The organism is Chlorogloea sp. CCALA 695, from assembly GCF_003003885.1.
Classification (GTDB): Bacteria; Cyanobacteriota; Cyanobacteriia; order Cyanobacteriales; family Chroococcidiopsidaceae; genus Aliterella.
On sequence record NZ_PVWN01000014.1, the window covers coordinates 60,096 to 82,899 of the forward strand.

Consider the following 22,804-nt stretch of genomic DNA (forward strand, 5'->3'; position numbering starts at 1 on the left):
GAACTATTACCGCTAATAAATAGGAGTAAGTAGTTATGTCTCGAATTGGTAAGCTTCCCATTACTGTACCCAGTAAAGTCACTGTCACGATTGACGGGCATTTCGTCGCGGTTAAAGGGCCAAAAGGCGAACTTTCCCGCATCCTTTCTAACGAAGTAACGGTAGAACAAGAAGGGGATACCCTACTTGTTAAGCGGCGCGACGAATCCCGCCCCGCCCGACAAATGCACGGTTTATCGCGTACTTTAGTTGCCAACATGGTTGAAGGAGTCTCCCAAGGATTTCAGCGCCGTTTGGAAATTCAAGGCGTAGGCTACCGCGCTCAAGTTCAAGGTCGTACCCTAACTTTAAACGTAGGCTACAGCCATCCGGTAATTATTGAACCACCCGACGGCGTGACAATTGCTGTCGAAACAAACACCAACGTCATAGTTAGTGGTTTTAACAAAGAAGAAGTAGGCAATACCGCCGCCAAAATCCGCGCCGTGCGTCCTCCCGAACCTTACAAAGGTAAAGGTATTCGTTATGCCGGAGAAGTGGTTAGACGTAAAGCTGGTAAGACAGGTAAGAAGTAAAAATGAAACTCACTCGCCATCAATCAAAAGTCCGCCGACACCGCCGCGTTCGTGGCAAAGTTTTCGGCAGCCAAGAACGCCCTCGTTTGGCAGTTTTTCGCTCTAATCAACATATTTATGCTCAAGTCATAGATGATACACAGCATCAGACTATGGCTGCCGCTTCTACTATTGAAACGGCAGTAAAGTCTTTAGAATTAGGTGCAAGTTGCGCCGCTTCTACTGAAGTCGGGAAACTCATCGCCGCTAGAGCCATAGAAAAAGGCATCTCCAAAGTTGTATTTGACCGGGGCGGAAACCTCTATCACGGTCGGATTAAAGCCCTAGCAGAAGCCGCACGGGAAGCTGGGTTAGATTTTTAAAGCCAATATCTACTAAGGAATACAAATTATGGCAACCGAACGGCGCAAAAATAAGCGCACTAAAGAAAAAGAAACTACTTTCCAAGAGCGGGTAATTCAAATTCGCCGCGTTAGTAAGGTAGTTAAAGGTGGTAAAAAACTTAGCTTCCGAGCCATTGTAGCGATCGGCAACGAACGCGGTCAAGTTGGCATTGGTGTCGGTAAAGCTGGAGATGTCATCGGCGCTGTTAAAAAAGGCGTAGCGGATGGCAAAAAACACCTAATTGATGTGCCAATTACTAAAAGTAACTCTATTCCCCATCCTACAAATGGTGTCGGCGGTGGCGCAAAAGTTATGATGCGTCCGGCGGCTCCAGGAACAGGAGTAATTGCTGGTGGAGCCGTCCGTACTGTATTGGAATTAGCTGGGGTTCGCAATATCTTAGCAAAACAACTTGGCTCAAATAATCCGCTCAATAATGCACGAGCGGCGGTTAATGCGCTTTCTACTCTCCGCACAATGTCTGAAGTAGCTAATGAGCGCGGCGTACCCATTGAAAATCTTTACACTACTTAACGTAATATGCGATTAAACGATGCCAAGCCACAAAAAGGCTCAAGAAAACGCTCTAGCCGTCTAGGGCGAGGAATTGCTGCCGGACAGGGAGCTAGTGCGGGTAAGGGGATGCGCGGACAAAAAGCTCGTTCTGGTAGCGGTACTAGACCCGGCTTTGAAGGTGGACAGCAGCCTTTATATCGGCGCGTTCCTAAGTTGAAGGGCTTTCCGCTCATTAACCGGAAAGTTTACACTACAGTTAATGTCTCTAAACTTGCCGCTTTAGCTGCCAATACCGAAGTAAACGTTGCTTCTTTAAGAGCCGAAGGGATTCTGACGGCATTTAAAGGCTCGTTGAAAATATTGGGAGATGGCGAACTAAGTGTACCGCTTACAGTTCAAGCCGCCGCTTTTACAGCATCGGCAAGAAGCAAAATTGAAGCGGCTGGGGGCAGTTGTCAAGTAGTGTAACCAGGCTAAGTTTTTAGCACGTTTTAGCCTTTAACAACGCAGTGCCAAAATAATTTAAAAGGTACTTTATGATTAGTCGAGATAAAGCCCCAACTGCTCAAGAAACTTTTATGCAGATGGCACAAACCGCCGGACTTAGAGGACGGCTGTTTGTCACTATTGGGATATTAATATTGGCGCGTCTTGGTGTATTCATACCCATACCAGGAATTAACCGTGAACAATTTACCCAAGCTGTACAAAACAATAACGCGATTATTGGCTTTTTAGATATCTTTTCCGGTGGCGGACTTTCTACCTTGGGCATCTTTGCTTTAGGCATTTTGCCCTACATTAACGCCTCGATTATTATTCAATTGCTAACGGCGGCAATCCCAGCTTTAGAAAATTTACAAAAAAATGAAGGGGAAGCTGGGAGACGGAAAATATCGCAAATTACCCGCTATGTTTCTTTTGGTTGGGCAGTTTTGCAGAGTAGTTTTATTGCTGCTATTTGGGTACGTCCTTTTGCGATCGTACCGGGGCCAGCTTTTGTGATTCAAACAGCGATCGCCCTAATTGCAGGTTCTATGTTCATTATGTGGGCATCAGAACTAATTACCGAGCGCGGTGTTGGTAATGGCGCATCTTTGCTGATTTTCGTCAACATTGTTGCAGCTTTACCCAAATCCTTGGGCGATACTATTACTTTTGCTCAAACTGGTGGTAGAGCCGCCGTAGGTAGGGTTGTTGTCCTCCTATTGGTGTTTTTAGTTACTATTGTTGGCATTGTTTTTGTTCAAGAAGCCAGTCGCAAAATTCCCATCCTTTCCGCTCGTCGCCAAGTTGGGAGAAAAGTTCAAGAAGAACGGCGCAGTTACTTGCCTCTACAGTTAATTCAGGGGGGAGTAATGCCAATTATTTTTGCTTCTAGTATCTTGATTTTGCCAGCATTTTTAGCTAACGCAACCGGAAATGCAACTTTAAGCAACATTGCCACTAACTATCTTAGTCCTGGTGGTTCCGCTCCTTGGGCTTACGCTTTAGTTTATTTAGTTTCCATTGTTTTCTTTAGTTATTTCTATGCGTCTTTGATTGTTAACCCTGTCGATATGTCGCAAAACTTGAAGAAAATGGGCGCTAGTATTCCAGGTATTCGTCCAGGAAAAGCAACCAGCGAATATGTAGAAAGGGTTCTTAATCGCCTAACTTTACTCGGTGCGTTGTTTTTAGGAACAGTGGCAATTATCCCCACGGCGGTAGAAAGTGCGGTAGGTGTACCAACTTTTAGAGGGTTGGGCGCAACTTCCTTGCTAATTCTCGTCGGTGTGGCAATTGATACGGCAAGGCAAGTTCGCACTTATGTGATCTCGCAGCGTTACGAAGGAATGGTAAAACAATAGTGGCAAGATTGATTTTTCTGGGTCCACCTGGTGCTGGTAAAGGAACTCAGGCTTTAGCGTTGGCTGAAAAATTGCAGATTCCCCATATATCTACGGGCGATATTTTGCGTCAGGCGTTGACAGCGCGATCGCCTTTAGGCATTACTGCGCAAAGTTATATGGATCGTGGTGAACTTGTCCCAGACAATTTAGTTCAAGCAATGGTCGAAGAACGCCTCCAACAAAGCGATATTAATTCCGGTTGGATTTTAGATGGGTTTCCCCGCACTGTCAGCCAAGCAGAGTTTTTAGCCGAATTACTGCAAAAACTCGGTCATGGTAGCGTTCAAGTCATCAACTTAGATGTACCAGACGATATTTTGATTGAGCGGCTTTTAGGTCGCGGTCGTCCTGACGATACAGAAGATGTGATTCGCCGCCGTTTGGAAGTCTACCACGCTGATACTAAACCTTTGATTGGCTTTTATAGCGATCGCCAACAACTTGTTTACGTCAACGGCAATCAAACCCTAGAAGCGGTTAACACCGATCTCCATCAAGTGATAACCGCTTGACAAATCCACTTTAATTTGATATCAAACTTTAGCCCGATGCTAGATAAGATATATTAATAAAAGGTGGAATTGTTTTAATCGTTATGCTATACCGCCCTTAGCTGTGGGTAGTTCAACAGCCAGTAGAATTGAGGAAAATATCACTTGTCTAAACAAGATTTGATTGAAATGGAAGGCACGGTCACAGACTCGTTGCCGAATGCGATGTTTAGAGTATCGCTTGATAATGGCTTTGATGTGTTGGCTCACATCTCAGGGAAAATTCGTCGTAATTACATCAAAATTTTACCAGGCGATCGCGTCAAAGTTGAATTGACACCCTACGACTTAACTAAAGGCAGAATTACGTACCGCTTGCGGAAAAAGTAGTTAAATCAAATTGTTTAACATTTCTTTCTATAAATGTGGTATAATTTAGAGTTTGTAATAAAGCAACAGCAATGAAAGTTAGAGCTTCAGTCCGTCGAATTTGTGAAAAGTGTAACGTTATTCGCCGTCGCGGTCGAGTAATGGTAATTTGTACTAACCCAAAACACAAGCAGAGACAAGGTTAGACCGTTAAATACAAAAATTATTTATCGAGTTTTTTAGCACCGCCAAATTAGGGAGAAAAAAACGTGGCACGGATTTCTGGTGTAGACCTTCCGCGTGATAAGCGCGTCGAAATCGGTCTTACTTACATATATGGAATTGGATTATCGCGGTCAAAGAACATTTTGACAACTACCGGGGTAAATCCAGATACTCGGATTAAAGATTTAAGCGACGCTGACGTTACCGCCTTACGGGGTGCGATCGAAGGTTACCAAGTTGAAGGAGACTTGCGCCGCTTAGAATCAATGTCGATCAAGCGGTTAATTGATATTGGAACTTATAGAGGTCGCCGCCATCGGATGGGTTTACCCGTACGCGGACAAAGAACTCGTACCAATGCAAGAACCAGGCGCGGTAGACGGCAAACCGTTGCTGGGAAGAAAAAAGCACCCAGTGGCAAGTAACACAATTAGTTCCTTTACTCAGCATTATTTAGCTTACTTTCAGTTATGGCGCGACAAACAAACAAAAAACCTGGAGCTAAAAAGCAAAAGCGCAACGTCCCCAACGGCATCGCTTTTATCCAGTCTACTTTTAACAACAGCATCGTCACGATCGCCGATCAAAATGGCGATGTAATTTCTTGGGCATCTGCCGGATCTAGCGGTTTTAAAGGCGCGAAAAAGGGAACTCCCTTTGCAGCCCAAACCGCCGCCGAAAGTGCCGCCCGTAGAGCCGTAGACCAAGGAATGCGGCAAATAGAAGTTATGGTAAGCGGGCCTGGATCGGGTCGAGAGACAGCAATTCGAGCCTTGCAAGGAGCAGGACTTGAAATTACGCTAATTCGGGATATTACCCCGATTCCTCACAACGGTTGCCGTCCACCCAAGCGCCGTCGAGTCTAAAAAAGCCCTATTACTCTATAGGCATCAACAAGTAAAGGTAAATACTCTGCCCAATAGTGGCAGCTAATATAAGGGAGGTTACTCCGTGGCGCAATATCAAATTGAATGTGTCGAGTCTAATACACAGGAACACCGTAGTCTATATAGTAAATTTGTCCTGGAGCCTCTCGATCGCGGTCAAGGCACTACGTTGGGTAACGCTCTAAGGCGAATCTTGCTGTCAAACCTAGAAGGTACGGCAGTTACCGCCGTTCGGATTGCTGGAGTGAATCACGAATTTGCGACCATTCCCGGAATGCGGGAAGATGTATTAGAAATCCTGATGCGGATGAAAGAAGTAGTTTTAAAAAGCTACTCCTCTCAACCCCAAATTGGACGACTATTAGTTACCGGGCCAACCATAGTTACCGCCGCTCACTTTGACTTACCTTCAGAAGTCGAAATCGTCGATCCTAATCAGTATGTAGCAACCTTAGCAGAGGGTGCGAAACTAGAAATGGAATTTCGCATCGACAGAGGTAAAGGCTATCGGACAATCGAACGTAGCCGCGATGACGCGACAGCCTTAGATTTTCTCCAAATTGATGCCGTATTTATGCCCGTTCATAAAGTCAACTACAGCGTTGAAGATGCCCTTGTAGATGGCTCGGCGGCAAAAGATCGGCTAGTTTTGGAAATTTGGACAAATGGCAGCGTGACCCCCCAAGAGTCGCTCTCGGCAGCAGCTAGTATTTTAGTTGAATTATTTAATCCACTAAAAGATATTTCTTTAGAGGCAATGCAAGACGAGTTGCCCACTGATGAAGATCCTACTAGCCAAATTCCCATTGAAGAATTGCAATTGTCGGTTAGAGCTTACAACTGTCTCAAACGAGCGCAAGTAAACTCCGTTGCCGATTTATTGGATTACACCCAGGAAGATTTGCTAGAAATTAAAAACTTTGGTCAAAAATCTGCTGAAGAAGTAATCGAAGCCTTGCAAGTTCGCTTAGGTATTACTTTACCTCACGAAAAATCACCTAAGCCTAGCTAGATCCGTCCACCTTCTAACTAATTACTCCCTAATTGTTATGCGCCACCGCAATAGTATCAGCAAACTTGGCAAACCCGCCGACCAACGCCGCGCTCTATTAAGAGCTTTGACTACAGAATTAATCCGGCATGGTCGGATTACGACAACTAAAGTTAGAGCCAAAGCCCTGCGCCAAGAAGCAGAAAAAATGATTACTTTAGCTAAAGATGGCTCTTTAGCTGCTCGTCGTCAAGCGATGGGCTTTATTTACGACAAGCAATTGGTTCATGCTTTATTTGAGCAAGTTCCAACTCGCTACGGTAGCCGCAATGGTGGCTATACCCGCATTTTGTCAACGATGCCCCGTCGTGGCGATAATGCACAAATGGCAATTATTGAACTTGTGTAAGTTAAAACATGGTTGCCTTGCTGTACCAAAACCCTAAACAAAAAGTCGCCTTGGTAATTCAATACTTAGGTACTCATTTTTATGGCTGGCAAAGGCAACTACAGCAACGTACTGTGCAAGGGGAGATTGAAAAAGTCCTAAAAAAGGTTTTAGGATATCAAGTCACTTTGCACTGTGCGGGAAGGACGGATACAGGGGTTCACGCTGCTGCTCAAGTTGCCCATTTTGAGCATGATAGCTTGATTCCCTCCCAGCGCTGGGCATCGGTGTTAAACGGTTACTTACCCAGTGATATTTTGATTCGGGCAAGTGAGTCCGTTAGCGAGTCTTGGCACGCTCGTTTTAGCGCCCAGTGGCGGCGATATCGCTACACGCTTTATACAGACCCTAGACCCAACTTGTTTGTTAGTCCGTTTAGCTGGCATTATTATTATGCGCCTTTAGATGAATCAGAGATGCAAGCGGCATTAAAAACCCTGCTGGGAACTCATCATCTAGCCGCTTTTCACCGGACAGGCTCAAGGCGATCGCATTCTTGGGTAGATGTGCAACAAGTAAAGTGCGATCGCGCTTTAGACTTTATTCATATTGAAATTCAAGCAAATGGGTTTTTGTATGGCATGGTGCGGCTGCTGGTAGGGCTACTGGTGCAAGTAGGTACAGGCAAGCGGAGTCTGGATAACTTTACCGAGCTTTGGCAGCAAGAGCGCCGGGAAGAAGTAAAACACGCCGCCCCCGCTTGCGGTTTGTGTTTGCTAAGAGTTGGCTATGAAGACTCTCCTTTTCCGCCAGAAGTCTGGTATGACACCATGCCTAAATTAGTTTTGCCCTCAATGTAAGGCAGCGCTACTCAATTAAATTTTACAGGATACTTAAAAATGGAAAAAACTTATCTTCCACCCCAAGACACTATCAACCGCGACTGGTATATAGTTGATGCCGCAGACCAACGCCTCGGACGACTAGCTAGTGAAATTGCAATGGTTTTACGCGGCAAAAACAAGCCCGAATTTACTCCTCACATGGATACAGGCGGGTTTGTAATTGTCGTTAATGCTGAAAAAATAGTAGTTACAGGCAAAAAGCGCACTCAAAAGCTCTATCGCCGTCACTCTGGGCGACCAGGGGGAATGAAAACTGAGACTTTTGCTAAACTTCAAGCCCGGATTCCTGAGCGGATTATTGAGCAAGCAGTTAAAGGAATGCTACCTAAAAGTAGTTTGGGTAAGCAACTATTTACGAAGCTAAAAGTCTATGCTGGTGGCGATCATCCCCATTCGGCACAACAACCTCAAGAGCTAAAAATTCAAACAATTCCCGGAGCAGATAAGTAATGCAAGCAGTAGAAGCTAATAGCGGTCGCGCAGTGTACTGGGGTACAGGTCGCCGCAAATCATCGGTAGCACGGGTACGTCTAGTACCAGGTAGCGGTCAATTGACCGTTAATAACAAACCAGGCGAGTTATATTTTCAGTTCAACGCTAATTATATTTCTGTCACCAAAGCACCCCTAGAAACTTTGGGATTAGAAAATGAATATGACATTTTAGTAAATGCTCATGGTGGTGGCTTGACTGGGCAATCAGACTCAATTCGCTTGGGAGTTGCCCGTGCTTTATGTAAGCTCGATCCTGACAACCGCCCACCTTTGAAAAAAGAAGGCTATCTCACCCGCGATCCACGAGCCAAAGAGCGGAAGAAATACGGATTGCACAAAGCTCGTAAAGCTCCTCAGTTCTCGAAGCGTTAAAAATCTAAAGTTTTGGGCGTTGATGAATTCAGGGCGCGGAAATAACTTTGCATGATTTCAAAACCAATGCTAGAGACGTTGCATTGCAACGTCTCTACAAACCTGACAATAGCGATCACAGTTACAATAAATTAAGTAAATTCCTCACTAAAACAATGGCAAAAGCAGATATTCATCCTAAGTGGTATCCCGAAGCAAAAGTTTATTGCAACGGCGAAGTTGTAATGACTGTAGGCTCTACCAAACCAGAATTACACGTTGATGTATGGTCGGGAAATCACCCTTTCTATACTGGTACGCAAAAGATGATTGACACTGAAGGGCGTGTTGAGCGGTTTATGCGTAAGTACGGCATGATGGAAACTGAACCAGAAACAGCCCCAGAAGATAAAAAGTAGCGTTGGTTAGTTTAAAGCAAACTGTTAATCTAACCTATCCTGCTTGAATAATTACGCGACTTCTCGTTATGGCTGAAACTTACCTATTAGACAAACTAAAGTCCGTTGAACAAACCTTTAACGAACTAAACCGCCGCCTTGCCGATCCTGAAGTTGCTAGAGATCCTAATGAGACGCAACGGGTGGCAAGGGCGCGTTCTTCCTTGGAACCAGTAGTTAATAGCTATGAAGATTGGAAAATTGCCACCGAAGAATTAATTGGCGCTCGTCAGGTATTTAAAGAATCAGCCAGCGATCCTGAATTTCAAGAGATTGCCGCCAGCGAAGTTCAGGAATTAGAAGCTAAATTAGAGCAACTAGAAATTCGCTTGAAAACGTTGCTCTTACCGCGCGATCCCAATGATGACAAAAACATCATGCTAGAAATTCGTGCCGGAACTGGTGGCGATGAGGCTAGTATTTGGGCAGGGGATTTAGTGCGGATGTACTCGCGTTACGCGGAAGTTCAACACTGGAAAGTAAAGTTAGTTAGCGAATCTCTAGCAGAAATGGGCGGCTTTAAAGAAGCTGTCTTAGAAATTCAAGGCGACCAAGTTTATAGCAAGTTGAAGTTTGAAGCTGGCGTTCATAGAGTGCAGCGCGTACCATTAACTGAAGCAAGCGGACGAGTACATACTTCTACCGCTACTGTTGCGGTTATGCCCGAAGTGGACGATGTGGAAATACACATTGATCCTAAAGATATTGAAATGAGTACCGCTCGTTCTGGTGGTGCTGGGGGGCAAAATGTCAACAAAGTAGAAACTGCTGCCGATTTGTACCACAAACCTACAGGTATTCGGATCTTTTGTACTGAAGAACGCAGCCAGCTACAGAATAAAGAACGGGCGATGCAGATTTTACGGGCGAAACTGTACGAAATGAAGTTGAGAGAACAGCAAGAAGCTGTAACTTCTATGCGGCGACTTCAAGTTGGAACCGGATCGCGCTCAGAAAAGATCCGCACTTACAACTACAAAGATAACCGCGTTACCGACCACCGTTTGGGACAGAACTTTGTGCTTAATCCAGTCATTGAAGGGGATTTAGAAACCATTACCCAGTCTTGTATCTCTCAAGATCAGCAAGAGCGGTTGGCAGAATTAGCAGCTTCTAGTTCTGGAGTATAAAAAATTGACGCGCAAGTTTTGCTGTAAAATAAGGCAATTGTAAGGTGAAAACTGACAGCCTTTTTTATCGCTTGTTTCAGGAATTTCCTGATATCTTTTTTGAACTTATTGGTATTACACCGGAAATTGCTAGTAATTATCAATTTTCATCGGTGGAAGTCAAGCAAACTGCTTTTCGGATTGATGGGGTTTTTCTGTCGAACCTTGAAAGTAATCGCATTTACTTCGTTGAAGTCCAGTTTCAGCCCCAGCAAGAATTTTATTCGCGGTTTTTAGCGGAAATCTTTTTGTATCTGCGGCAAAATAAGCCCGAAAACGATTGGAGTGCGATCGTTTTGTATCCTAGCTCAAGCACAGACGCAGGCAATATCAAACATTACCGAGAATTTTTTGATAGCGGACGAATTAGACGCATTTATCTTAACGAGTTAAGCGGTGAGGTTTTTGATAACTCGATAGCAATTAAAACTCTAAAGTTAATAGTTGCTCCCGAATCAAAAACTGTTGAGCAAGCAAGAGAGTTAGTAGAACGAGTCAGGCAACAAGACGACCAATTACAACAGGAAAAATTTGTACAATTAGTAGAGACAATATTGGTTTACAAGTTGCCTAATATGAGTCGGGAGGAAATAGAGGCAATGTTTGAGTTAAGCGATCTGAAACAAACAAAGGTTTATCAAGAAGCAAAACTAGAAGGCATAGTAGAAGGCAAGCTCCAATCTGTGCCAGGATTCTTAATACTAGGTTTGACTGTAGAACAAATAGCACAGGCGCTAGGTTTGAGCGTACAGCAAGTTAGACAAGCTGCCCAAAATCAAACCCCAGAGTAAATGTAGTTAAGGCAAATTACTTGCACCTCAATCCTGTCGTTACAGCAATAACATGGCAATTACTCCCCAGCAATTGATTAAATGGAAACAACAAGGGCGACCAATTGTTGCCTTAACTGCTTGGGATTACGTTTTTGCTCAGTTATTAGACAATGCTGGGGTTGATTTAGTGTTAGTGGGCGATTCTTTAGCCACAATTTTAGGTTACGAAAATACTTTACCTGTAACCTTAGATGAAATGCTGCATCATGCTAAAGCTGTGCGTCGTGGAGTAAAAAAGGCTTTACTTGTTGTCGATTTGCCGTTTTTAACCTACCAAGAAAGTCCTCAACAAGCTCTACATTCGGCGGGACGAGTATTGAAGGAAACAGGCGCTCAAGCGGTAAAGTTAGAAGGGGGTTATCCCGCAATGATTGAAACTGTTGCCTATTTGGTGCAAGCAGGGATTCCTGTAATGGGTCATGTTGGTTTGACTCCCCAATCTATTCATCAGTTGGGATTGCGACAGCAGGGCAAAACCGAGGAAGCTGGAGAAAAAGTTTTAAATGAAGCGCTCGCACTGCAACAAGCTGGAGCCTTTAGTATGTTATTAGAACATATCCCCGCCTCTTTAGCTTTACAAATTACCCGAAAACTAACTATTCCTACAATTGGCATTGGTGCGGGGGTGCATTGTGACGGTCAAATTTTAGTTACCGCCGATTTACTTGGTCTTTTGGAGCATCAACCACCTTTTGCGAAAAGCTATATTAATTTACGCGCCCAAATTAACTCCGCAGTGCAGAATTTTGGGCAAGATGTTCGAGAAGGTAAATTTCCTTAGTGGTTTTGCAAGCAGACAAAAGGGAATAAATTTTCTGGCTGCTTGCTTTTATACTAAGAGATGCGATCGCTATGGATGGGCAAAGTACAACAATTGACTTCATCTAGACAAACTTTACCCCACTGCAATGCCCACCGGACTAGCTCTACTCGGTTATTTGCTCCCGTTTTGTCAAGAATATTACTAATATGATTATCGACAGTACGTTTACTAATTTCTAACTCGTCAGCTATTTTTTCGTTAGTTAAGCCAGCAGCTACTAATTCGATTATTTGCATTTCCCTGTCTGACAGAGATGCCGGGGTTTGAGACTCGCTAATCGCCATGACTTAATTTTATTCCTTTAGTATATTTACTTATTAGTATCCTTCTTAATTCTAGAGGATGCTTGCAGAGTCAGACTTTGCGCTAGAAGTAATCCCATGACAATTTTTACTCTTTTGGCGATATCCATGCTATCTCGTACTGTAAAAATTTCCTTATTAGTATTATTTTTTACTTTTGCTTTACTAATAAATACTGGTACAGGCATTGCTGAAGTATCTGTACAAAAGACTTTGCCGGAAACTACCCAACTTCGTCCATTACTAGATGCAACGACTATTCCCGCCGAAAAAGTAAATAAGTTTGTGCAGGCATATTTGCAAGTTTGGCAGCTAATTTCGCGTCGCGAAAGCGAGTTACAAGCGGCAGAAACAGAGTTGGAATCGTTGCGGATCGCCCAAGAAATTGAAACTGAGGCGTTGGCAATTATTGAGCAAGCAGGTTTGACAAACCAAGAGTATCTACAGCTATTGGGACTTGCTAATATTGATCCAGAATTTGGGGAAAGGGTCGCAACGGGGTTACAAGAAGCTAAAAACTAATGGACTTGCTGAATTGGTAATGGGTAATTGGTAATTGGTAGTAATTTCAATGCACAACTCCCAGTGCGGTAGGAATGAAAGGGACAGGAGATCAGAAAAGAAAAATTATTACTCTTTGAGCAACGCCAAACTAATTTATTAGTCAATTGAGGCTAATACGTCAGATAATAGCCATATTCTGCCGATCTATGTTGCTATGAGCAATCCTCGCATACTTTGTCTTGGTGAAATTTTATTCGATTTGCTTGCCGATCAAATTGGGCGATCGCTCGATCTAGTCGAATCTTGGACACCCTACCCCGGCGGCGCACCCGCAAACGTTGCTTGCGCGTTGACAAAATTAGGCTCCACTTCTGGCTTTATAGGCTGCATTGGTGAAGATGAGCCGGGAAATCAATTAATTCAAGTTTTACAAGCTTCAGGAGTTGATGTAAGGGGCGTACAGCGACACAAAACTGCCCCCACAAGGCAAGTTTATGTAGTGCGGACAGAAGAAGGCGATCGCATTTTCGCCGGATTTGGTGACTTAGACACGACAGAATTTGCTGATACCCAGTTGCAAGCAGAGCAATTACCTGAAAAGCTATTTGCAGAAGCGGATTTTTTGGTATTGGGGACGATCGCCCTTGCTTATCCCCACAGCCATACCAGCGTCTATCGCGCTCTACAATTAGCAGAACAGTACAGCGTAATGGTAGTTTTAGATGTCAACTGGCGATCGGTGTTTTGGCAGCAAAATGTAGACACTGCTCGGCAAATTATTCAAAAAATATTTAATAAAATTGACTTCCTTAAGCTTTCAAAGGAAGAAGCACAATTGCTATTTGACAACACAGATCCCGGCGCAATTACTTACCGTGTAGAAACCTTGGAAGGAGTGATAATCACTGATGGCGAAAATGGTTGCAGTTATTGTCTATCGCAAAATGAAGGGAAAGTCCCCGCTTTTTCTGTTCCTGTAGTCGATACAACAGGAGCAGGAGATAGTTTTGTCGCGGGTTTTGTCCATCGACTCGCACAACTTGGGATTAGGAATCTTAGCGATCCAGAAATGGCAAAAAAAGTAGTAACCTATGCTAGTGCGGCGGGAGCATTGACAACGTTAAAACCCGGCGCGATCGCATCTCAACCAACGGCGGCAGAAATTGCAGCTTTTTTAGGTTACTAGCAATTGTTAACAATTCTGGCATTGCTGAATTCAGTCTAAGAACCAATGCTAGAGACGTTGCATTGCAACGTCTCTACACCAACATTTATATATTTAAACTTGATAGCCCACCTTTTAAATAGGATGGTAATCGACTTTAGGCAGCTACTATTGAAGCTAAAGGATCACCAATCGTACTAGAAGGTGCAGAAAATTCCCCGGTCAGCACGTACTCTAACCGCAATTTAAGCCAAGTAATAAACTGCGGATTAGTTGAAATAATTGCTGTTGGTTGTGGTGGACATTGAGCTTTAATTGCTGCCATTTCTGGCGCTTCTAAAAAAGCTGGTTGCTTGACTAACCAAAAATCAATAGTTTTTTCGTTTTCGTGATAGTTGCGAGTACGTTCCGTTAACACCTCGTCAATGGGTTCTTCCATTAAAAAGCGATCGCTCGCCAACACATAGTAATACGTCTGCATAGTTCTAATCGCAAAAATTTGATTTTAACCTATTACTTTCCTTGCATTGCTTGCTTCATTTCTCTTACCGCTCTTTCAATTCCTACCAGTGCAGCGCGGCTAATAATCGTATGACCAATATTAAGTTCTTCCATCCCCGGAATACAAGCCACTGGGTAGACATTCCAGTAAGTTAGCCCGTGTCCGGCGTTGACGCGCAAACCAGCCTCTATTGCTTGCGCGCAGCCTTTAGCTAGTATAGTTAATTCTTTTTGACGATTAGCTTCATTTTTTGCCTCTGCATACTGTCCTGTATGCAATTCAATAAATTTAGCCTGTACCTTAACTGATTCGGCAATTTGCGCCTCATCCGCGTCAATAAACAAACTGACAGGAATACCCGCAGATTGCAATTTATCTACTATTTCACCAATGCGATCGCTCTGAGCAACAATATTTAACCCACCTTCGGTAGTCACTTCTTCCCGTTTTTCGGGGACTAAAGTTACATAATCAGGTTTGACCTCTAGAGCAATATTTACCATTTCATCGATAGCCGCCATTTCTAGATTGAGGTGCGATCGCACAGTTTGCCGCAATAAATGCACATCCCGATCTTGAATATGTCGCCGATCTTCGCGTAAATGGACAGTAATGCCATCTGCACCCGCCAATTCTGCTAGAACCGCCGCCGCTACTGGGTCAGGTTCTACAGTGCGCCGTGCTTGCCTAATCGTGGCAATGTGATCGATATTTACTCCCAGCGTAAGCAATTTCTATCTCCTGTTTGTGTCAATTTTTTATCGCCCAAGGCAGAATAAAAAGTAGGCTTTTAATACATTTGTTCTATGAAACTGCAAATTTTAGCAACCCTAACGATACTTGCCACAACGTCACTTAATTTCCCTGTCAAAGCTCAATCAGTGCCGCCAACTTCAGATAATCGAGTTTTAAACGCTTGCGTCCAAAACCAAGCCGAAACCTTACCCGTACCTTTTAGCGATGTCTCTCCCGACCATTGGGCTTTTAAAGCTGTAATGACGATGCACTATTGCGGGGCTTTCCGCCAAGCTACGCCTCCAGCTTTATTTGAGCGATTAAAACCGACTCAAAGCCAACAGGCGCAATCTCAAGCGGAAAACTCACCGCAAGCAAAGCCAAATCTAAACGGCGGCTAAATCGGGTACATTAACGGGGGTTTCTTCTTGGGGGAAGCCCTCTTGAACTAAGGTAGGTGGTTGTCCCTTTGGCTGCAATAAGCCACCAATCATCGCTAACATCGCGTTTACTTTGCGATCGCGCCACTGGGCTACTAACTTCTGCACGTCCGCCGTACTCATCCTTCGCTGCATTGCTTCGTAGAGGTAAGCTGCATGAAGAGTCTCATCACTAGCAACGCTAAGTAGGCTCTTTTTGAGGTTGCGACTTGTGGCTTCATCATCGGGAAGAACTTTCGCCATCCGCGCAAAGTCTTTACTAGCATCTAGTTCCAAAATGTAGGTACTACCCAGAAATACATCCCAGTTTATATTTTCTGGTTTGAGTTGCTCGGAAGTATAGCCTGCGAAGAAATTATCGAAAAAAGGACTGCGCTGGGTAGATTCGGCGGTTTTTGGCTTGCTTTTAAAGTCAATGACTTGTTTATTTATTTGCTTCAAAGCATGGGCAAATATTTGTCCGTGCCTTTTTTCATCTTCGGCGTGTTGGGCTAGTTTCTCCGCCATCCAAGTGTCGCCTTCATTCGCCGCGCGATCGCTAAGTTTTTCTAGCATCGGTACTGCGCCAGATTCTGCAAGCTGAAACATTGCCAGCGTATTTGGGCGAGTTTGAGGATCGCGGATTTGACGGGCGGTAAAATAAGCAACGCCACTAGACCCGACTAGGTGCAAAATGTGAGTAATCAAGCTCATGAGTGTTTGCGCTTAAAAGTAAAGAGTCTACTTTACTTATGCTATCTATCGACTATTAAAATTGCACGCCCTGAAAGAAAGTTGCCATCTATGAAAATTCTGCAAAGATTGTTCTATTTATGTTTAACGCCCATTTTTATACTCGCTTTGCAAGGCTGTAATCCCCAGAACGCAAATCAATACTCTGTTAAGCGTGTCAGTGACGGCGATACGATTACTTTGACAGACTCTAGCGGCGCAGATGTTAAAGTCCGCTTTGCTTGCGTTGATGCGCCGGAAATTGCCCATACTAAATCCGAAAAACTTAGTAAAAAAGCTATAGATAAAGATCAGTTTAAATGGGGAAACCAGGCACAGATGCGAGTTGAGCAGTTAATAAAGCTTAAAGGCGATCATGTTACTTTAACTATCACCGATACTGATCGCTACGGGCGTAAAATTAGCGAAGTTCGTTTAGGCGATCGCACTTTTGTTCAAGAAGTCCTCGTTCGTGAAGGTTTAGCCCTCGTTTATCGTCCTTATTTGAAAAACTGCCCTAGCGCCGTAGCCATTGAACAAGCCGAAACTGAAGCTAAAAGCAATCGTCGCGGTGTTTGGAGCGATGCTAAGTTTGTTGAGCCTTGGGCTTATCGCCGCCGCAAAAATTAATTTAATTTGAAAGCTGATTTTTGGGTAGCTTTACTTTACGAGTAACAGGATTAAACCACTGTTCTAAACGACTAAAAACTTGAGAGGAGAAAATAGTTAGCACCAGATAAATAAAAGCAACCGCCGCATAGATTTCAAAAGAGCGGTAATTAGTAGCAACAATTAGTTGACCGTTGCGAAACAACTCTTCAAAGCCAATTACCGCCACTAAGCTAGTATCTTTGAGCATACTAATAAACTCATTGCCCAATGGCGGTAGCATCCGCCTTAAGGCTTGGGGAAAGACAACATAGCGCATAGTTTGATTAGAACTCATCCCCAACGACTCCGCCGCCTCCGATTGGCCCATTTCAATAGACTGAATCCCAGCGCGGACAATTTCGGCAATATAAGCCGTACTATTGAGGCTCAAAGCAATTACCGCCGCCGTCCAACGATTGAGATTGAAGCCAAAACCAAGCTCTTGAGAAATTGCAGGTAAGCCAAAATAAATCATAAAAATCTGCACCAGTAAAGGCGTACCTCGAAAAAAATCTATATAAGCCCTCGCCGCCCATCGAATAGGTAAAATCTGAGAAAGGCGAATAATTCCCAGTAGAGAGCCACCTATCAAGCCTAAAATTACTGATAAAGCCGTAAGTTGTAACGTCACCACAGCGCCGCGTAGCAGCAATGGTATTGCAGTTGAGATCGTTGTAAAAGCAGACTGACCCGTTGTAGATTGAGTTTGAAAGGGCAATCTTTCCGGTAATTTTGGAGGCTGAACCCCAAACCATTTTTGATAAACTTGGGCGTAGACACCATTACCAAGCAGCTTTGCCAAACCGCGATCAATTAGCGCCAAATTAGGGGAGTTTTGAGGAGTAGGAAAGCCAAAATACTCCTCGGTAAGTAGTTTTCCCACCACTTTAACCCCTTCAACATTTCCCGAATTAATCGCGTACAAAATTACTGGCTCATCATGCAGCAAAGCATCGACATTACCATTTAGCAACTCCCTAATCGCTGTTGGTGCATCATCAAAACTGCGAACTTTCGCCCCAGGAATAGCCGCCGCCTTTTGCGCGCCTGTCGTGCCAATTTGCACAGAAATCCGCTTATTATTTAAGCTTTCAAAGCCTGTAATACTTTGGTCATTAGTACGGGTTGCGATCGCAAGACCTGATCTAAAATAAGGACGAGAGAAGGAAACCGTCTTAGCCCTTTCTTCGGTAATTGTCATCGCCGCCACCGCCGCATCAATGGTACGCGCTTGCAACGCCGGAATCATCCCCGCAAAAGGCAAGTTTTGATAAGTAATCTTAAAACCCGATACGCGCGCGATCGCATTCATCAAATCCACATCAAAACCTTGCAATTCTCCCGTGTCGGTTTGAAACTCAAAAGGTGGATAAGTTCCTTCTACGGCAATTGTGAGGGTTTTATCTGCCGCCAAAGAATTAGAATTAGTACAACCAGAAACCAAAATCAAACAAACTAACCCCGCCAATATTTGCAGCCACCAGTAGCTAGTTTTTTTGCCATTCCTAGAGTTCATTAAAAACCTAAGCTAATAAATTTATAAGAAACAATACCACCAACGCGCGGGTATCCTCACTCTTGCAAGCAAAAAAGCTGTAAAGTTTTCCCTTTCGCAAAATTGTGACAGATAAGCCGGGTGGGACGCTCCTTTTGAGAAATTATCTGTTTACGATGACTTGCATAACTACTTTTAGTTTTTCGGGGCGCTTTGCTAAGTAAAAACTAGCTGCTTATTAAGCAAAGAGAAAAAGTATCCAAACTTTAACTCATTCCAGGGGCTAATAGTAGTACAAAAATATTATTAAGGGCTGACAGCTTGCACTCATTGGCTTTAAGATAAGCCAATAACCCACGCAGTGCAAGTAAGCCGCATGAATTTGGGACAGCCATTAGGTTCAGTTACACAAGGATCGCTCAGTGAAGGATTAGAGGTGCGCTTGCATCCCGATGTTTTGGTAGAAGATATGCGCGTCGGCAAATTTCTTGTCGTCGAAGGCATAAAATCGCGTTTCTTTTGTATGTTAACGGATGTTTCTCTAGGAACCTCTAGCCCACGAATTGTCGCCAATCCGCCCTTACCTAGCGACGACTTTATGCGCGAAGTTTTGGCTGGAAGCGGTACTTACGGAACTATCGACCTCACGCCGATGTTAATGTTTACCCCCGAATCGGAGGAACCAGTTTTTAAGAAGAATGGCAAAGAACCAAACAGTGTAAGCGGATTAGGTTCCTTTCAAGCCCAAAGTAGCAGCAATATGGAACTGCTACCCGTCAAAACTATTCCCAGCCACTTTAGCCAAGTTTACGATGCCAGCGAACGAGATTTTAGAGCGGTATTTGGCTGGGAAGACGATCCCCAAAAGCGCAACTTTGCGATCGGTCAACCTCTTGACATGGACGTACCGATATGTATAGACCTAGATCGCTTTGTAGAGCGTAGTAACGGCGTATTTGGCAAGTCTGGAACAGGTAAATCTTTTCTCACTCGCTTACTTTTATCGGGGATTATTCGCAAACAGGCGGCGGTAAATTTAATTTTTGATATGCACTCAGAGTATGGCTGGGAAGCAGTATCAGAAGGCAAGCAATTTAGTACCGTTAAAGGCTTGCGTCAATTGTTCCCTGGCAAAGTTCAAGTTTACACCCTCGATCCTGCTTCTACCAAGCGCCGAGGGGTACGCGATGCCCAAGACCTGTATTTGAGTTACGACCAAATTGAAGTTGAAGACATCATGCTGGTACGCAACGAATTAAACCTGTCTGAAGCAAGTTTAGAAAATGCCATCATTCTGCGTAACGAGTTTGGTAAGTCTTGGATTACCCAGCTTTTAGCAATGGGTAACGAGGAAATAGAAATGTTTTGCCAAGAAAAGCGGGGTAATAAGTCCTCAATCATGGCTTTACAGCGCAAACTTATCCGCTTAGAGGATCTTAAATATATGCGGACTACTTGCCCGCATAACTATATAGATAAAATTTTGGCTTCTTTAGATGCTGGCAAGCACGTAGTAATTGAATTTGGTTCTCAGTCAAATATGCTTTCCTATATGCTGGCAACCAACACTATATCTCGGCGTATCCATCAGTCTTACGTCCACAAAGCCGAGAAATTCCTACAAAGCAAAAATCCGTGCGATCGCCCACATCCCTTAGTAATTACTATTGAAGAAGCTCACCGCTTTCTTGATCCTGCTACTGTCAAGCAAACTATTTTCGGGATTATTGCCCGTGAAATGCGAAAATATTTTGTCACCTTATTAGTTGTAGATCAACGTCCATCAGGGATTGACAACGAAGTAATGTCCCAAATTGGTACGAGAATCACCGCTTTACTCAACGACGAAAAAGACATTGAGGCTATTTTTACCGGAGTATCTGGCGGACAAGCCTTACGCAGTGTTTTAGCAAAACTTGACTCCAAGCAACAGGCTTTAATTCTCGGTCATGCCGTACCCATGCCTGTAGTCGTCAGGACACGCCCTTACGATCAAACCTTCTATACAGAAATCGGCGATGTCGCTTGGGAAGAAAAGCCCGACGAGGAAGTATTTGCCGCCGCCCAACTCGCCCAAGCCGACCTGGGATTTTAGCCCTTGGTAATATCTCGCCATCAGTTAGCCATAATCAGTACGGTTATCCGGTGGCTCTAATGCACGTATTTTAGCTCAAGTCAAGTCATCATATATAAGTAAGCGTGATCGCCTCTCTAATTGACGAGCGCTCAATGTACAAATAACTAAATTTATAGTAAAATAAAGTCATATCGACTTCGACTAAATGAATTTCAGAGCAACCATGCTCAAGCAAAGGGGAAACTTATCCTAACAAGCCAGCGTCTCTACACCTTCTGTAGGATGTACGTGTAAGCACTAATTAGTTAACGTTCAGTTATAAATAAGTATTTCTTCCCGTTTCGTTCTAGCCCTTTAGTATTCAAACTGTCTACGGAGTTGACGCCGCACAAATGCCCACAGTTAACACCACTACTGAAAAAACCAAGTTTACAGCAGATATGGTTCGTACCTATCTGCGAGAAATCGGCCGCGTACCCCTGCTTACCCGCGAACAAGAAATTGTTTACGGCAAGCAAGTACAACAAATGATGTCGCTCCTAGAAGCTAAAGAAGTGCTGGCAAAGGAACTACATAGGGAACCAACGGCTGATGAATGGGCGACCAAAGTAGAAATCGTCGCCGAGGAGTTGCCAGAAACTATCAAGCGGGGTACAAGAGCCAAGCAAAAAATGATTGAGGCGAACTTGCGCCTGGTAGTGGCGATCGCTAAAAAATATCAAAAGCGGAACATGGAATTTTTGGACTTAATCCAAGAAGGTACTATGGGATTAGAGCGCGGGGTAGAAAAATTTGACCCCCTGCGCGGCTACAAATTCTCTACCTACGCTTATTGGTGGATACGCCAAGCAATTACTAGGGCGATCGCTCAACAAGCCCGTACCATCAGGCTACCGATTCACATTACCGAAAAGCTGAACAAAATCAAAAAAGTGCAGCGCGAACTAGCACAAAAATTAGGGCGCAGTCCTAACGCTAACGAAATAGCCACGGCTTTAGAACTAGAACCCGCCCAAATCCGCGAATATCTGAACCTTGCTCGTCAACCAGTATCTTTAGATATCCGGGTTGGGGATAACCAAGATACCCAATTGCAAGATTTGTTAGAAGATGATGGCCCATCCCCCGACCATTTTATGACGCAAGAAGCCTTACGTCACGATATAAATACTTTACTCGCCGAGTTAACGACTCAACAGCGCGAAGTAGTAAGCTTGCGTTTTGGTTTACTTGATGGTAACGAATTATCTTTAGCAAAAGTAGGTGAAAGACTCAATCTCAGTAGAGAACGAGTACGTCAGTTAGAGCATCAAGCTTTAGCACACCTGCGCCGCCGTCGTGAAAATGTGCAAGAGTATATTGCAAGTTAGAAAGTTGTCATTTTTAATTGGATAACTTGCGTACCTCCTATTACTTAGGAGGTATTTTTTATGATTAAGTATTTCGTTAATTATTCGAGCATTTCCCCCTATAGGTTTGTAAAAAATTAAGCTTTTTTACGGAAAGCAAAGTATCCCTTTTGAAGTATCAATAATGCCTAACTAATTGGGTATGCTGTAATTATGGCTGAACCTCCACCCCCCAGCTTAGAGCTAGATAATAAAAAGGAACGATGATGATGCTTAACTATATTGATAACTTGTTTTTAGGACGGCATCACAGCAAAGCTCCCTTAGCCAGCTTACTAATAGTTCTAAGTGTTTTTACTGGAGTGGCTACGCCAGCGTTAACCAAAGAATTAACGAGGGCTGACCAGTATAAAATTTCAGTTTTAGGAGAAGATTTAAGTAAAAACACTTACGAGCCTAAAGGCAAATTGCCGCAAAAGGATGGTGTTTACTTGTACGGTCAATCACCAGAACCGCAACAAATCGGACAGGAATATATAGTTATTGAGGTAAGTAAGGGTAAAGCCGTCGGTGCATTTTATCTTCCTAGCTCAGAATTTAACTGCTTTAACGGCACCATTGAGGCGGGAAAATTGGCTTTATTACTAGCTAATGGCCCAGAAACCGAAGCTTATCCTGACACTATAGGTAGTAATACGGAGGAGGAACAAGTAGCCATAGTAGGCGATCACTCTTTAGGCGAAAATAGTAGTAATGAGATTACTACTCCTTACTCGGTAGCCTTGCAAAACTATCATCAGCTACCGCAAGTTAGTGACAGCGACAAGCAGATTTTGGCAGCTTGCAAAAGTAATTATCAAGATTGATCGAACTAGCACTCAACCAAGCAGAGGCGGAAAACATTCCTTTTTTCTTGAGTAGTGCTTTAGATCCTGAAGGGTTGGAAGAAGCAAGGCTTAGTTCGATGGGTACTTTTATCGCGATGACGAGTAATGGCGAGGTGAATTTTGTTTTGGCGCAAAGAGCGGCGGAAGAATTTAAGCCACCCAGAGTTTTAGCAGTGTTTCCCCGCGATCCATTAGTGAATAAAGATTAATCAAGCCTTTCTACCAGAATTAGCGA

Annotated in this window: 32 protein-coding genes; 27 read left to right on the forward strand and 5 right to left on the reverse strand. The window is 43.8% G+C overall.

The features are described 5' to 3' along the window. Window positions 1-35 precede the first annotated feature (35 nt). The 19 genes from rplF (at window position 36) to panB (ending at window position 11,709) form a co-directional block, all read left to right on the forward strand. The gene (rplF, locus tag C7B70_RS09995) at window positions 36-575 is read left to right on the forward strand and encodes a 50S ribosomal protein L6 (protein ID WP_106368903.1); all 540 of its coding nucleotides are present in this window, start codon (window positions 36-38) and stop codon (window positions 573-575) included. Window positions 576-577: 2 nt separating this feature from the next. Then, window positions 578-937, forward strand: a complete 360-nt coding sequence (gene rplR / locus C7B70_RS10000) for a 50S ribosomal protein L18 (RefSeq protein WP_106368904.1) — start codon at window positions 578-580, stop codon at window positions 935-937. 28 nt (window positions 938-965) lie between these two features. Continuing rightward, on the forward strand, window positions 966-1,493 hold the full coding sequence (gene rpsE / locus C7B70_RS10005) for a 30S ribosomal protein S5 (protein ID WP_106368905.1): 528 nt from the start codon (window positions 966-968) through the stop codon (window positions 1,491-1,493). Window positions 1,494-1,499: 6 nt separating this feature from the next. Next, window positions 1,500-1,943, forward strand: coding sequence for a 50S ribosomal protein L15 (gene rplO / locus C7B70_RS10010; protein ID WP_106368906.1), 444 nt, complete (start codon window positions 1,500-1,502; stop codon window positions 1,941-1,943). Between the two features lie 68 nt (window positions 1,944-2,011). Then, window positions 2,012-3,325, forward strand: a complete 1,314-nt coding sequence (gene secY / locus C7B70_RS10015; protein WP_106368907.1) for a preprotein translocase subunit SecY — start codon at window positions 2,012-2,014, stop codon at window positions 3,323-3,325. Next, window positions 3,325-3,879: an adenylate kinase gene (locus tag C7B70_RS10020; protein WP_106368908.1), complete on the forward strand. Its 555-nt coding sequence runs from the start codon at window positions 3,325-3,327 to the stop codon at window positions 3,877-3,879. Before secY ends, C7B70_RS10020 begins: the two co-directional genes overlap by 1 nt. Before the next feature lie 144 nt (window positions 3,880-4,023). Continuing rightward, the gene (gene infA, locus C7B70_RS10025; RefSeq protein ID WP_028954055.1) at window positions 4,024-4,248 is read left to right on the forward strand and encodes a translation initiation factor IF-1; all 225 of its coding nucleotides are present in this window, start codon (window positions 4,024-4,026) and stop codon (window positions 4,246-4,248) included. A gap of 71 nt (window positions 4,249-4,319) precedes the next feature. Continuing rightward, entirely contained in the window at window positions 4,320-4,433 is a 114-nt protein-coding gene (gene rpmJ, locus C7B70_RS10030) for a 50S ribosomal protein L36 (RefSeq protein WP_106368909.1), read from the forward strand. A gap of 63 nt (window positions 4,434-4,496) precedes the next feature. After that, complete coding sequence (rpsM, locus tag C7B70_RS10035; RefSeq protein ID WP_106368910.1) at window positions 4,497-4,877, forward strand: 30S ribosomal protein S13; 381 nt, start codon at window positions 4,497-4,499, stop codon at window positions 4,875-4,877. A 45-nt stretch (window positions 4,878-4,922) separates the two neighbouring features. Next, entirely contained in the window at window positions 4,923-5,318 is a 396-nt protein-coding gene (gene rpsK / locus C7B70_RS10040; RefSeq protein ID WP_009634234.1) for a 30S ribosomal protein S11, read from the forward strand. A gap of 85 nt (window positions 5,319-5,403) precedes the next feature. Beyond that, on the forward strand, window positions 5,404-6,351 hold the full coding sequence (locus C7B70_RS10045; RefSeq protein ID WP_106368911.1) for a DNA-directed RNA polymerase subunit alpha: 948 nt from the start codon (window positions 5,404-5,406) through the stop codon (window positions 6,349-6,351). 37 nt (window positions 6,352-6,388) lie between these two features. Continuing rightward, window positions 6,389-6,739: a 50S ribosomal protein L17 gene (gene rplQ / locus C7B70_RS10050; protein ID WP_106368912.1), complete on the forward strand. Its 351-nt coding sequence runs from the start codon at window positions 6,389-6,391 to the stop codon at window positions 6,737-6,739. 8 nt (window positions 6,740-6,747) lie between these two features. After that, window positions 6,748-7,578 carry a tRNA pseudouridine(38-40) synthase TruA gene (truA, locus tag C7B70_RS10055; RefSeq protein WP_106368913.1) on the forward strand — a complete coding sequence of 277 codons (831 nt, stop codon included), beginning with the start codon at window positions 6,748-6,750 and terminating at the stop codon, window positions 7,576-7,578. 39 nt (window positions 7,579-7,617) lie between these two features. Then, complete coding sequence (gene rplM, locus C7B70_RS10060; RefSeq protein ID WP_009634230.1) at window positions 7,618-8,073, forward strand: 50S ribosomal protein L13; 456 nt, start codon at window positions 7,618-7,620, stop codon at window positions 8,071-8,073. After that, window positions 8,073-8,489 (forward strand): 30S ribosomal protein S9, encoded by a 417-nt coding sequence (rpsI, locus tag C7B70_RS10065; protein WP_106368914.1) that lies wholly within the window; start codon window positions 8,073-8,075, stop codon window positions 8,487-8,489. Before rplM ends, rpsI begins: the two co-directional genes overlap by 1 nt. Window positions 8,490-8,644: 155 nt before the next feature. Continuing rightward, entirely contained in the window at window positions 8,645-8,887 is a 243-nt protein-coding gene (rpmE, locus tag C7B70_RS10070; protein ID WP_106368946.1) for a 50S ribosomal protein L31, read from the forward strand. A gap of 68 nt (window positions 8,888-8,955) precedes the next feature. After that, complete coding sequence (gene prfA / locus C7B70_RS10075; protein ID WP_106368915.1) at window positions 8,956-10,056, forward strand: peptide chain release factor 1; 1,101 nt, start codon at window positions 8,956-8,958, stop codon at window positions 10,054-10,056. A 44-nt stretch (window positions 10,057-10,100) separates the two neighbouring features. Then, window positions 10,101-10,886: an Rpn family recombination-promoting nuclease/putative transposase gene (locus C7B70_RS10080; RefSeq protein WP_106368916.1), complete on the forward strand. Its 786-nt coding sequence runs from the start codon at window positions 10,101-10,103 to the stop codon at window positions 10,884-10,886. A gap of 52 nt (window positions 10,887-10,938) precedes the next feature. Continuing rightward, complete coding sequence (gene panB / locus C7B70_RS10085) at window positions 10,939-11,709, forward strand: 3-methyl-2-oxobutanoate hydroxymethyltransferase (RefSeq protein WP_106368917.1); 771 nt, start codon at window positions 10,939-10,941, stop codon at window positions 11,707-11,709. A 53-nt stretch (window positions 11,710-11,762) separates the two neighbouring features. Here the strand turns inward: panB and C7B70_RS10090 are convergent, their stop codons facing one another. Next, on the reverse strand, window positions 11,763-12,035 hold the full coding sequence (locus C7B70_RS10090) for a helix-turn-helix transcriptional regulator (protein WP_009634224.1): 273 nt from the start codon (window positions 12,033-12,035) through the stop codon (window positions 11,763-11,765). Window positions 12,036-12,131: 96 nt separating this feature from the next. Between C7B70_RS10090 and C7B70_RS10095 the strand changes: the two genes are divergently transcribed. Next, window positions 12,132-12,575 (forward strand): DUF4168 domain-containing protein, encoded by a 444-nt coding sequence (locus C7B70_RS10095; RefSeq protein WP_199192170.1) that lies wholly within the window; start codon window positions 12,132-12,134, stop codon window positions 12,573-12,575. 196 nt (window positions 12,576-12,771) lie between these two features. Next, window positions 12,772-13,743 (forward strand): carbohydrate kinase, encoded by a 972-nt coding sequence (locus C7B70_RS10100; RefSeq protein ID WP_106368919.1) that lies wholly within the window; start codon window positions 12,772-12,774, stop codon window positions 13,741-13,743. Between the two features lie 136 nt (window positions 13,744-13,879). Here the strand turns inward: C7B70_RS10100 and C7B70_RS10105 are convergent, their stop codons facing one another. After that, on the reverse strand, window positions 13,880-14,203 hold the full coding sequence (locus C7B70_RS10105; RefSeq protein WP_106368920.1) for an MgPME-cyclase complex family protein: 324 nt from the start codon (window positions 14,201-14,203) through the stop codon (window positions 13,880-13,882). Between the two features lie 32 nt (window positions 14,204-14,235). Beyond that, window positions 14,236-14,955 (reverse strand): pyridoxine 5'-phosphate synthase, encoded by a 720-nt coding sequence (locus C7B70_RS10110; RefSeq protein WP_106368921.1) that lies wholly within the window; start codon window positions 14,953-14,955, stop codon window positions 14,236-14,238. Window positions 14,956-15,030: 75 nt separating this feature from the next. On the opposite strand from C7B70_RS10110, the gene C7B70_RS10115 reads away from it, so the two are divergent. Further along, window positions 15,031-15,360 (forward strand): S-layer protein, encoded by a 330-nt coding sequence (locus C7B70_RS10115; RefSeq protein ID WP_106368922.1) that lies wholly within the window; start codon window positions 15,031-15,033, stop codon window positions 15,358-15,360. Here C7B70_RS10115 and C7B70_RS10120 read toward each other — a convergent pair. Then, window positions 15,346-16,092, reverse strand: a complete 747-nt coding sequence (locus tag C7B70_RS10120) for a ferritin-like domain-containing protein (protein WP_106368923.1) — start codon at window positions 16,090-16,092, stop codon at window positions 15,346-15,348. The genes C7B70_RS10115 and C7B70_RS10120 overlap by 15 nt on opposite strands. A gap of 90 nt (window positions 16,093-16,182) precedes the next feature. On the opposite strand from C7B70_RS10120, the gene C7B70_RS10125 reads away from it, so the two are divergent. Then, window positions 16,183-16,740 carry a thermonuclease family protein gene (locus C7B70_RS10125; protein ID WP_106368947.1) on the forward strand — a complete coding sequence of 186 codons (558 nt, stop codon included), beginning with the start codon at window positions 16,183-16,185 and terminating at the stop codon, window positions 16,738-16,740. 1 nt (window position 16,741) lies between these two features. On the opposite strand, the gene C7B70_RS10130 is transcribed toward C7B70_RS10125, so the two are convergent. Beyond that, window positions 16,742-18,277: an ABC transporter permease subunit gene (locus tag C7B70_RS10130; RefSeq protein ID WP_106368924.1), complete on the reverse strand. Its 1,536-nt coding sequence runs from the start codon at window positions 18,275-18,277 to the stop codon at window positions 16,742-16,744. A gap of 355 nt (window positions 18,278-18,632) precedes the next feature. On the opposite strand from C7B70_RS10130, the gene C7B70_RS10135 reads away from it, so the two are divergent. The 4 genes from C7B70_RS10135 (at window position 18,633) to C7B70_RS27665 (ending at window position 22,778) form a co-directional block, all read left to right on the forward strand. Next, the gene (locus C7B70_RS10135) at window positions 18,633-20,351 is read left to right on the forward strand and encodes an ATP-binding protein (RefSeq protein ID WP_106368925.1); all 1,719 of its coding nucleotides are present in this window, start codon (window positions 18,633-18,635) and stop codon (window positions 20,349-20,351) included. Window positions 20,352-20,725: 374 nt separating this feature from the next. Then, entirely contained in the window at window positions 20,726-21,703 is a 978-nt protein-coding gene (locus C7B70_RS10140) for an RNA polymerase sigma factor, RpoD/SigA family (RefSeq protein ID WP_106368926.1), read from the forward strand. Between the two features lie 242 nt (window positions 21,704-21,945). Next, window positions 21,946-22,548, forward strand: a complete 603-nt coding sequence (locus tag C7B70_RS10145; RefSeq protein WP_146134027.1) for a hypothetical protein — start codon at window positions 21,946-21,948, stop codon at window positions 22,546-22,548. Next, a complete protein-coding gene (locus C7B70_RS27665) occupies window positions 22,545-22,778 on the forward strand; it encodes an NAD-binding protein (protein ID WP_233220878.1) in 234 nt (77 codons plus the stop codon). The genes C7B70_RS10145 and C7B70_RS27665 overlap by 4 nt, the downstream gene beginning before the upstream one ends. The last annotated feature ends 26 nt before the right edge of the window (window positions 22,779-22,804 follow it).

Bases quoted from the DNA above. Each gene is read 5' to 3' on its own strand.
- rplF (WP_106368903.1), top strand. From the start codon at position 36: ATGTCTCGAATTGGTAAGCTTCCCATTACTGTACCCAGTAAAGTCACT.
- rplR (WP_106368904.1), top strand. From the start codon at position 578: ATGAAACTCACTCGCCATCAATCAAAAGTCCGCCGACACCGCCGCGTT.
- rpsE (WP_106368905.1), top strand. From the start codon at position 966: ATGGCAACCGAACGGCGCAAAAATAAGCGCACTAAAGAAAAAGAAACT.
- rplO (WP_106368906.1), top strand. From the start codon at position 1,500: ATGCGATTAAACGATGCCAAGCCACAAAAAGGCTCAAGAAAACGCTCT.
- secY (WP_106368907.1), top strand. From the start codon at position 2,012: ATGATTAGTCGAGATAAAGCCCCAACTGCTCAAGAAACTTTTATGCAG.
- rpmJ (WP_106368909.1), top strand. From the start codon at position 4,320: ATGAAAGTTAGAGCTTCAGTCCGTCGAATTTGTGAAAAGTGTAACGTT.
- rpsK (WP_009634234.1), top strand. From the start codon at position 4,923: ATGGCGCGACAAACAAACAAAAAACCTGGAGCTAAAAAGCAAAAGCGC.
- rplQ (WP_106368912.1), top strand. From the start codon at position 6,389: ATGCGCCACCGCAATAGTATCAGCAAACTTGGCAAACCCGCCGACCAA.
- truA (WP_106368913.1), top strand. From the start codon at position 6,748: ATGGTTGCCTTGCTGTACCAAAACCCTAAACAAAAAGTCGCCTTGGTA.
- rplM (WP_009634230.1), top strand. From the start codon at position 7,618: ATGGAAAAAACTTATCTTCCACCCCAAGACACTATCAACCGCGACTGG.
- rpsI (WP_106368914.1), top strand. From the start codon at position 8,073: ATGCAAGCAGTAGAAGCTAATAGCGGTCGCGCAGTGTACTGGGGTACA.
- rpmE (WP_106368946.1), top strand. From the start codon at position 8,645: ATGGCAAAAGCAGATATTCATCCTAAGTGGTATCCCGAAGCAAAAGTT.
- prfA (WP_106368915.1), top strand. From the start codon at position 8,956: ATGGCTGAAACTTACCTATTAGACAAACTAAAGTCCGTTGAACAAACC.
- panB (WP_106368917.1), top strand. From the start codon at position 10,939: ATGGCAATTACTCCCCAGCAATTGATTAAATGGAAACAACAAGGGCGA.
- C7B70_RS10090 (WP_009634224.1), bottom strand. From the start codon at position 12,035: ATGGCGATTAGCGAGTCTCAAACCCCGGCATCTCTGTCAGACAGGGAA.
- C7B70_RS10095 (WP_199192170.1), top strand. From the start codon at position 12,132: ATGACAATTTTTACTCTTTTGGCGATATCCATGCTATCTCGTACTGTA.
- C7B70_RS10100 (WP_106368919.1), top strand. From the start codon at position 12,772: ATGAGCAATCCTCGCATACTTTGTCTTGGTGAAATTTTATTCGATTTG.
- C7B70_RS10105 (WP_106368920.1), bottom strand. From the start codon at position 14,203: ATGCAGACGTATTACTATGTGTTGGCGAGCGATCGCTTTTTAATGGAA.
- C7B70_RS10115 (WP_106368922.1), top strand. From the start codon at position 15,031: ATGAAACTGCAAATTTTAGCAACCCTAACGATACTTGCCACAACGTCA.
- C7B70_RS10120 (WP_106368923.1), bottom strand. From the start codon at position 16,092: ATGAGCTTGATTACTCACATTTTGCACCTAGTCGGGTCTAGTGGCGTT.
- C7B70_RS10125 (WP_106368947.1), top strand. From the start codon at position 16,183: ATGAAAATTCTGCAAAGATTGTTCTATTTATGTTTAACGCCCATTTTT.
- C7B70_RS10130 (WP_106368924.1), bottom strand. From the start codon at position 18,277: ATGAACTCTAGGAATGGCAAAAAAACTAGCTACTGGTGGCTGCAAATA.
- C7B70_RS10135 (WP_106368925.1), top strand. From the start codon at position 18,633: ATGAATTTGGGACAGCCATTAGGTTCAGTTACACAAGGATCGCTCAGT.
- C7B70_RS10140 (WP_106368926.1), top strand. From the start codon at position 20,726: ATGCCCACAGTTAACACCACTACTGAAAAAACCAAGTTTACAGCAGAT.
- C7B70_RS10145 (WP_146134027.1), top strand. From the start codon at position 21,946: ATGATGATGCTTAACTATATTGATAACTTGTTTTTAGGACGGCATCAC.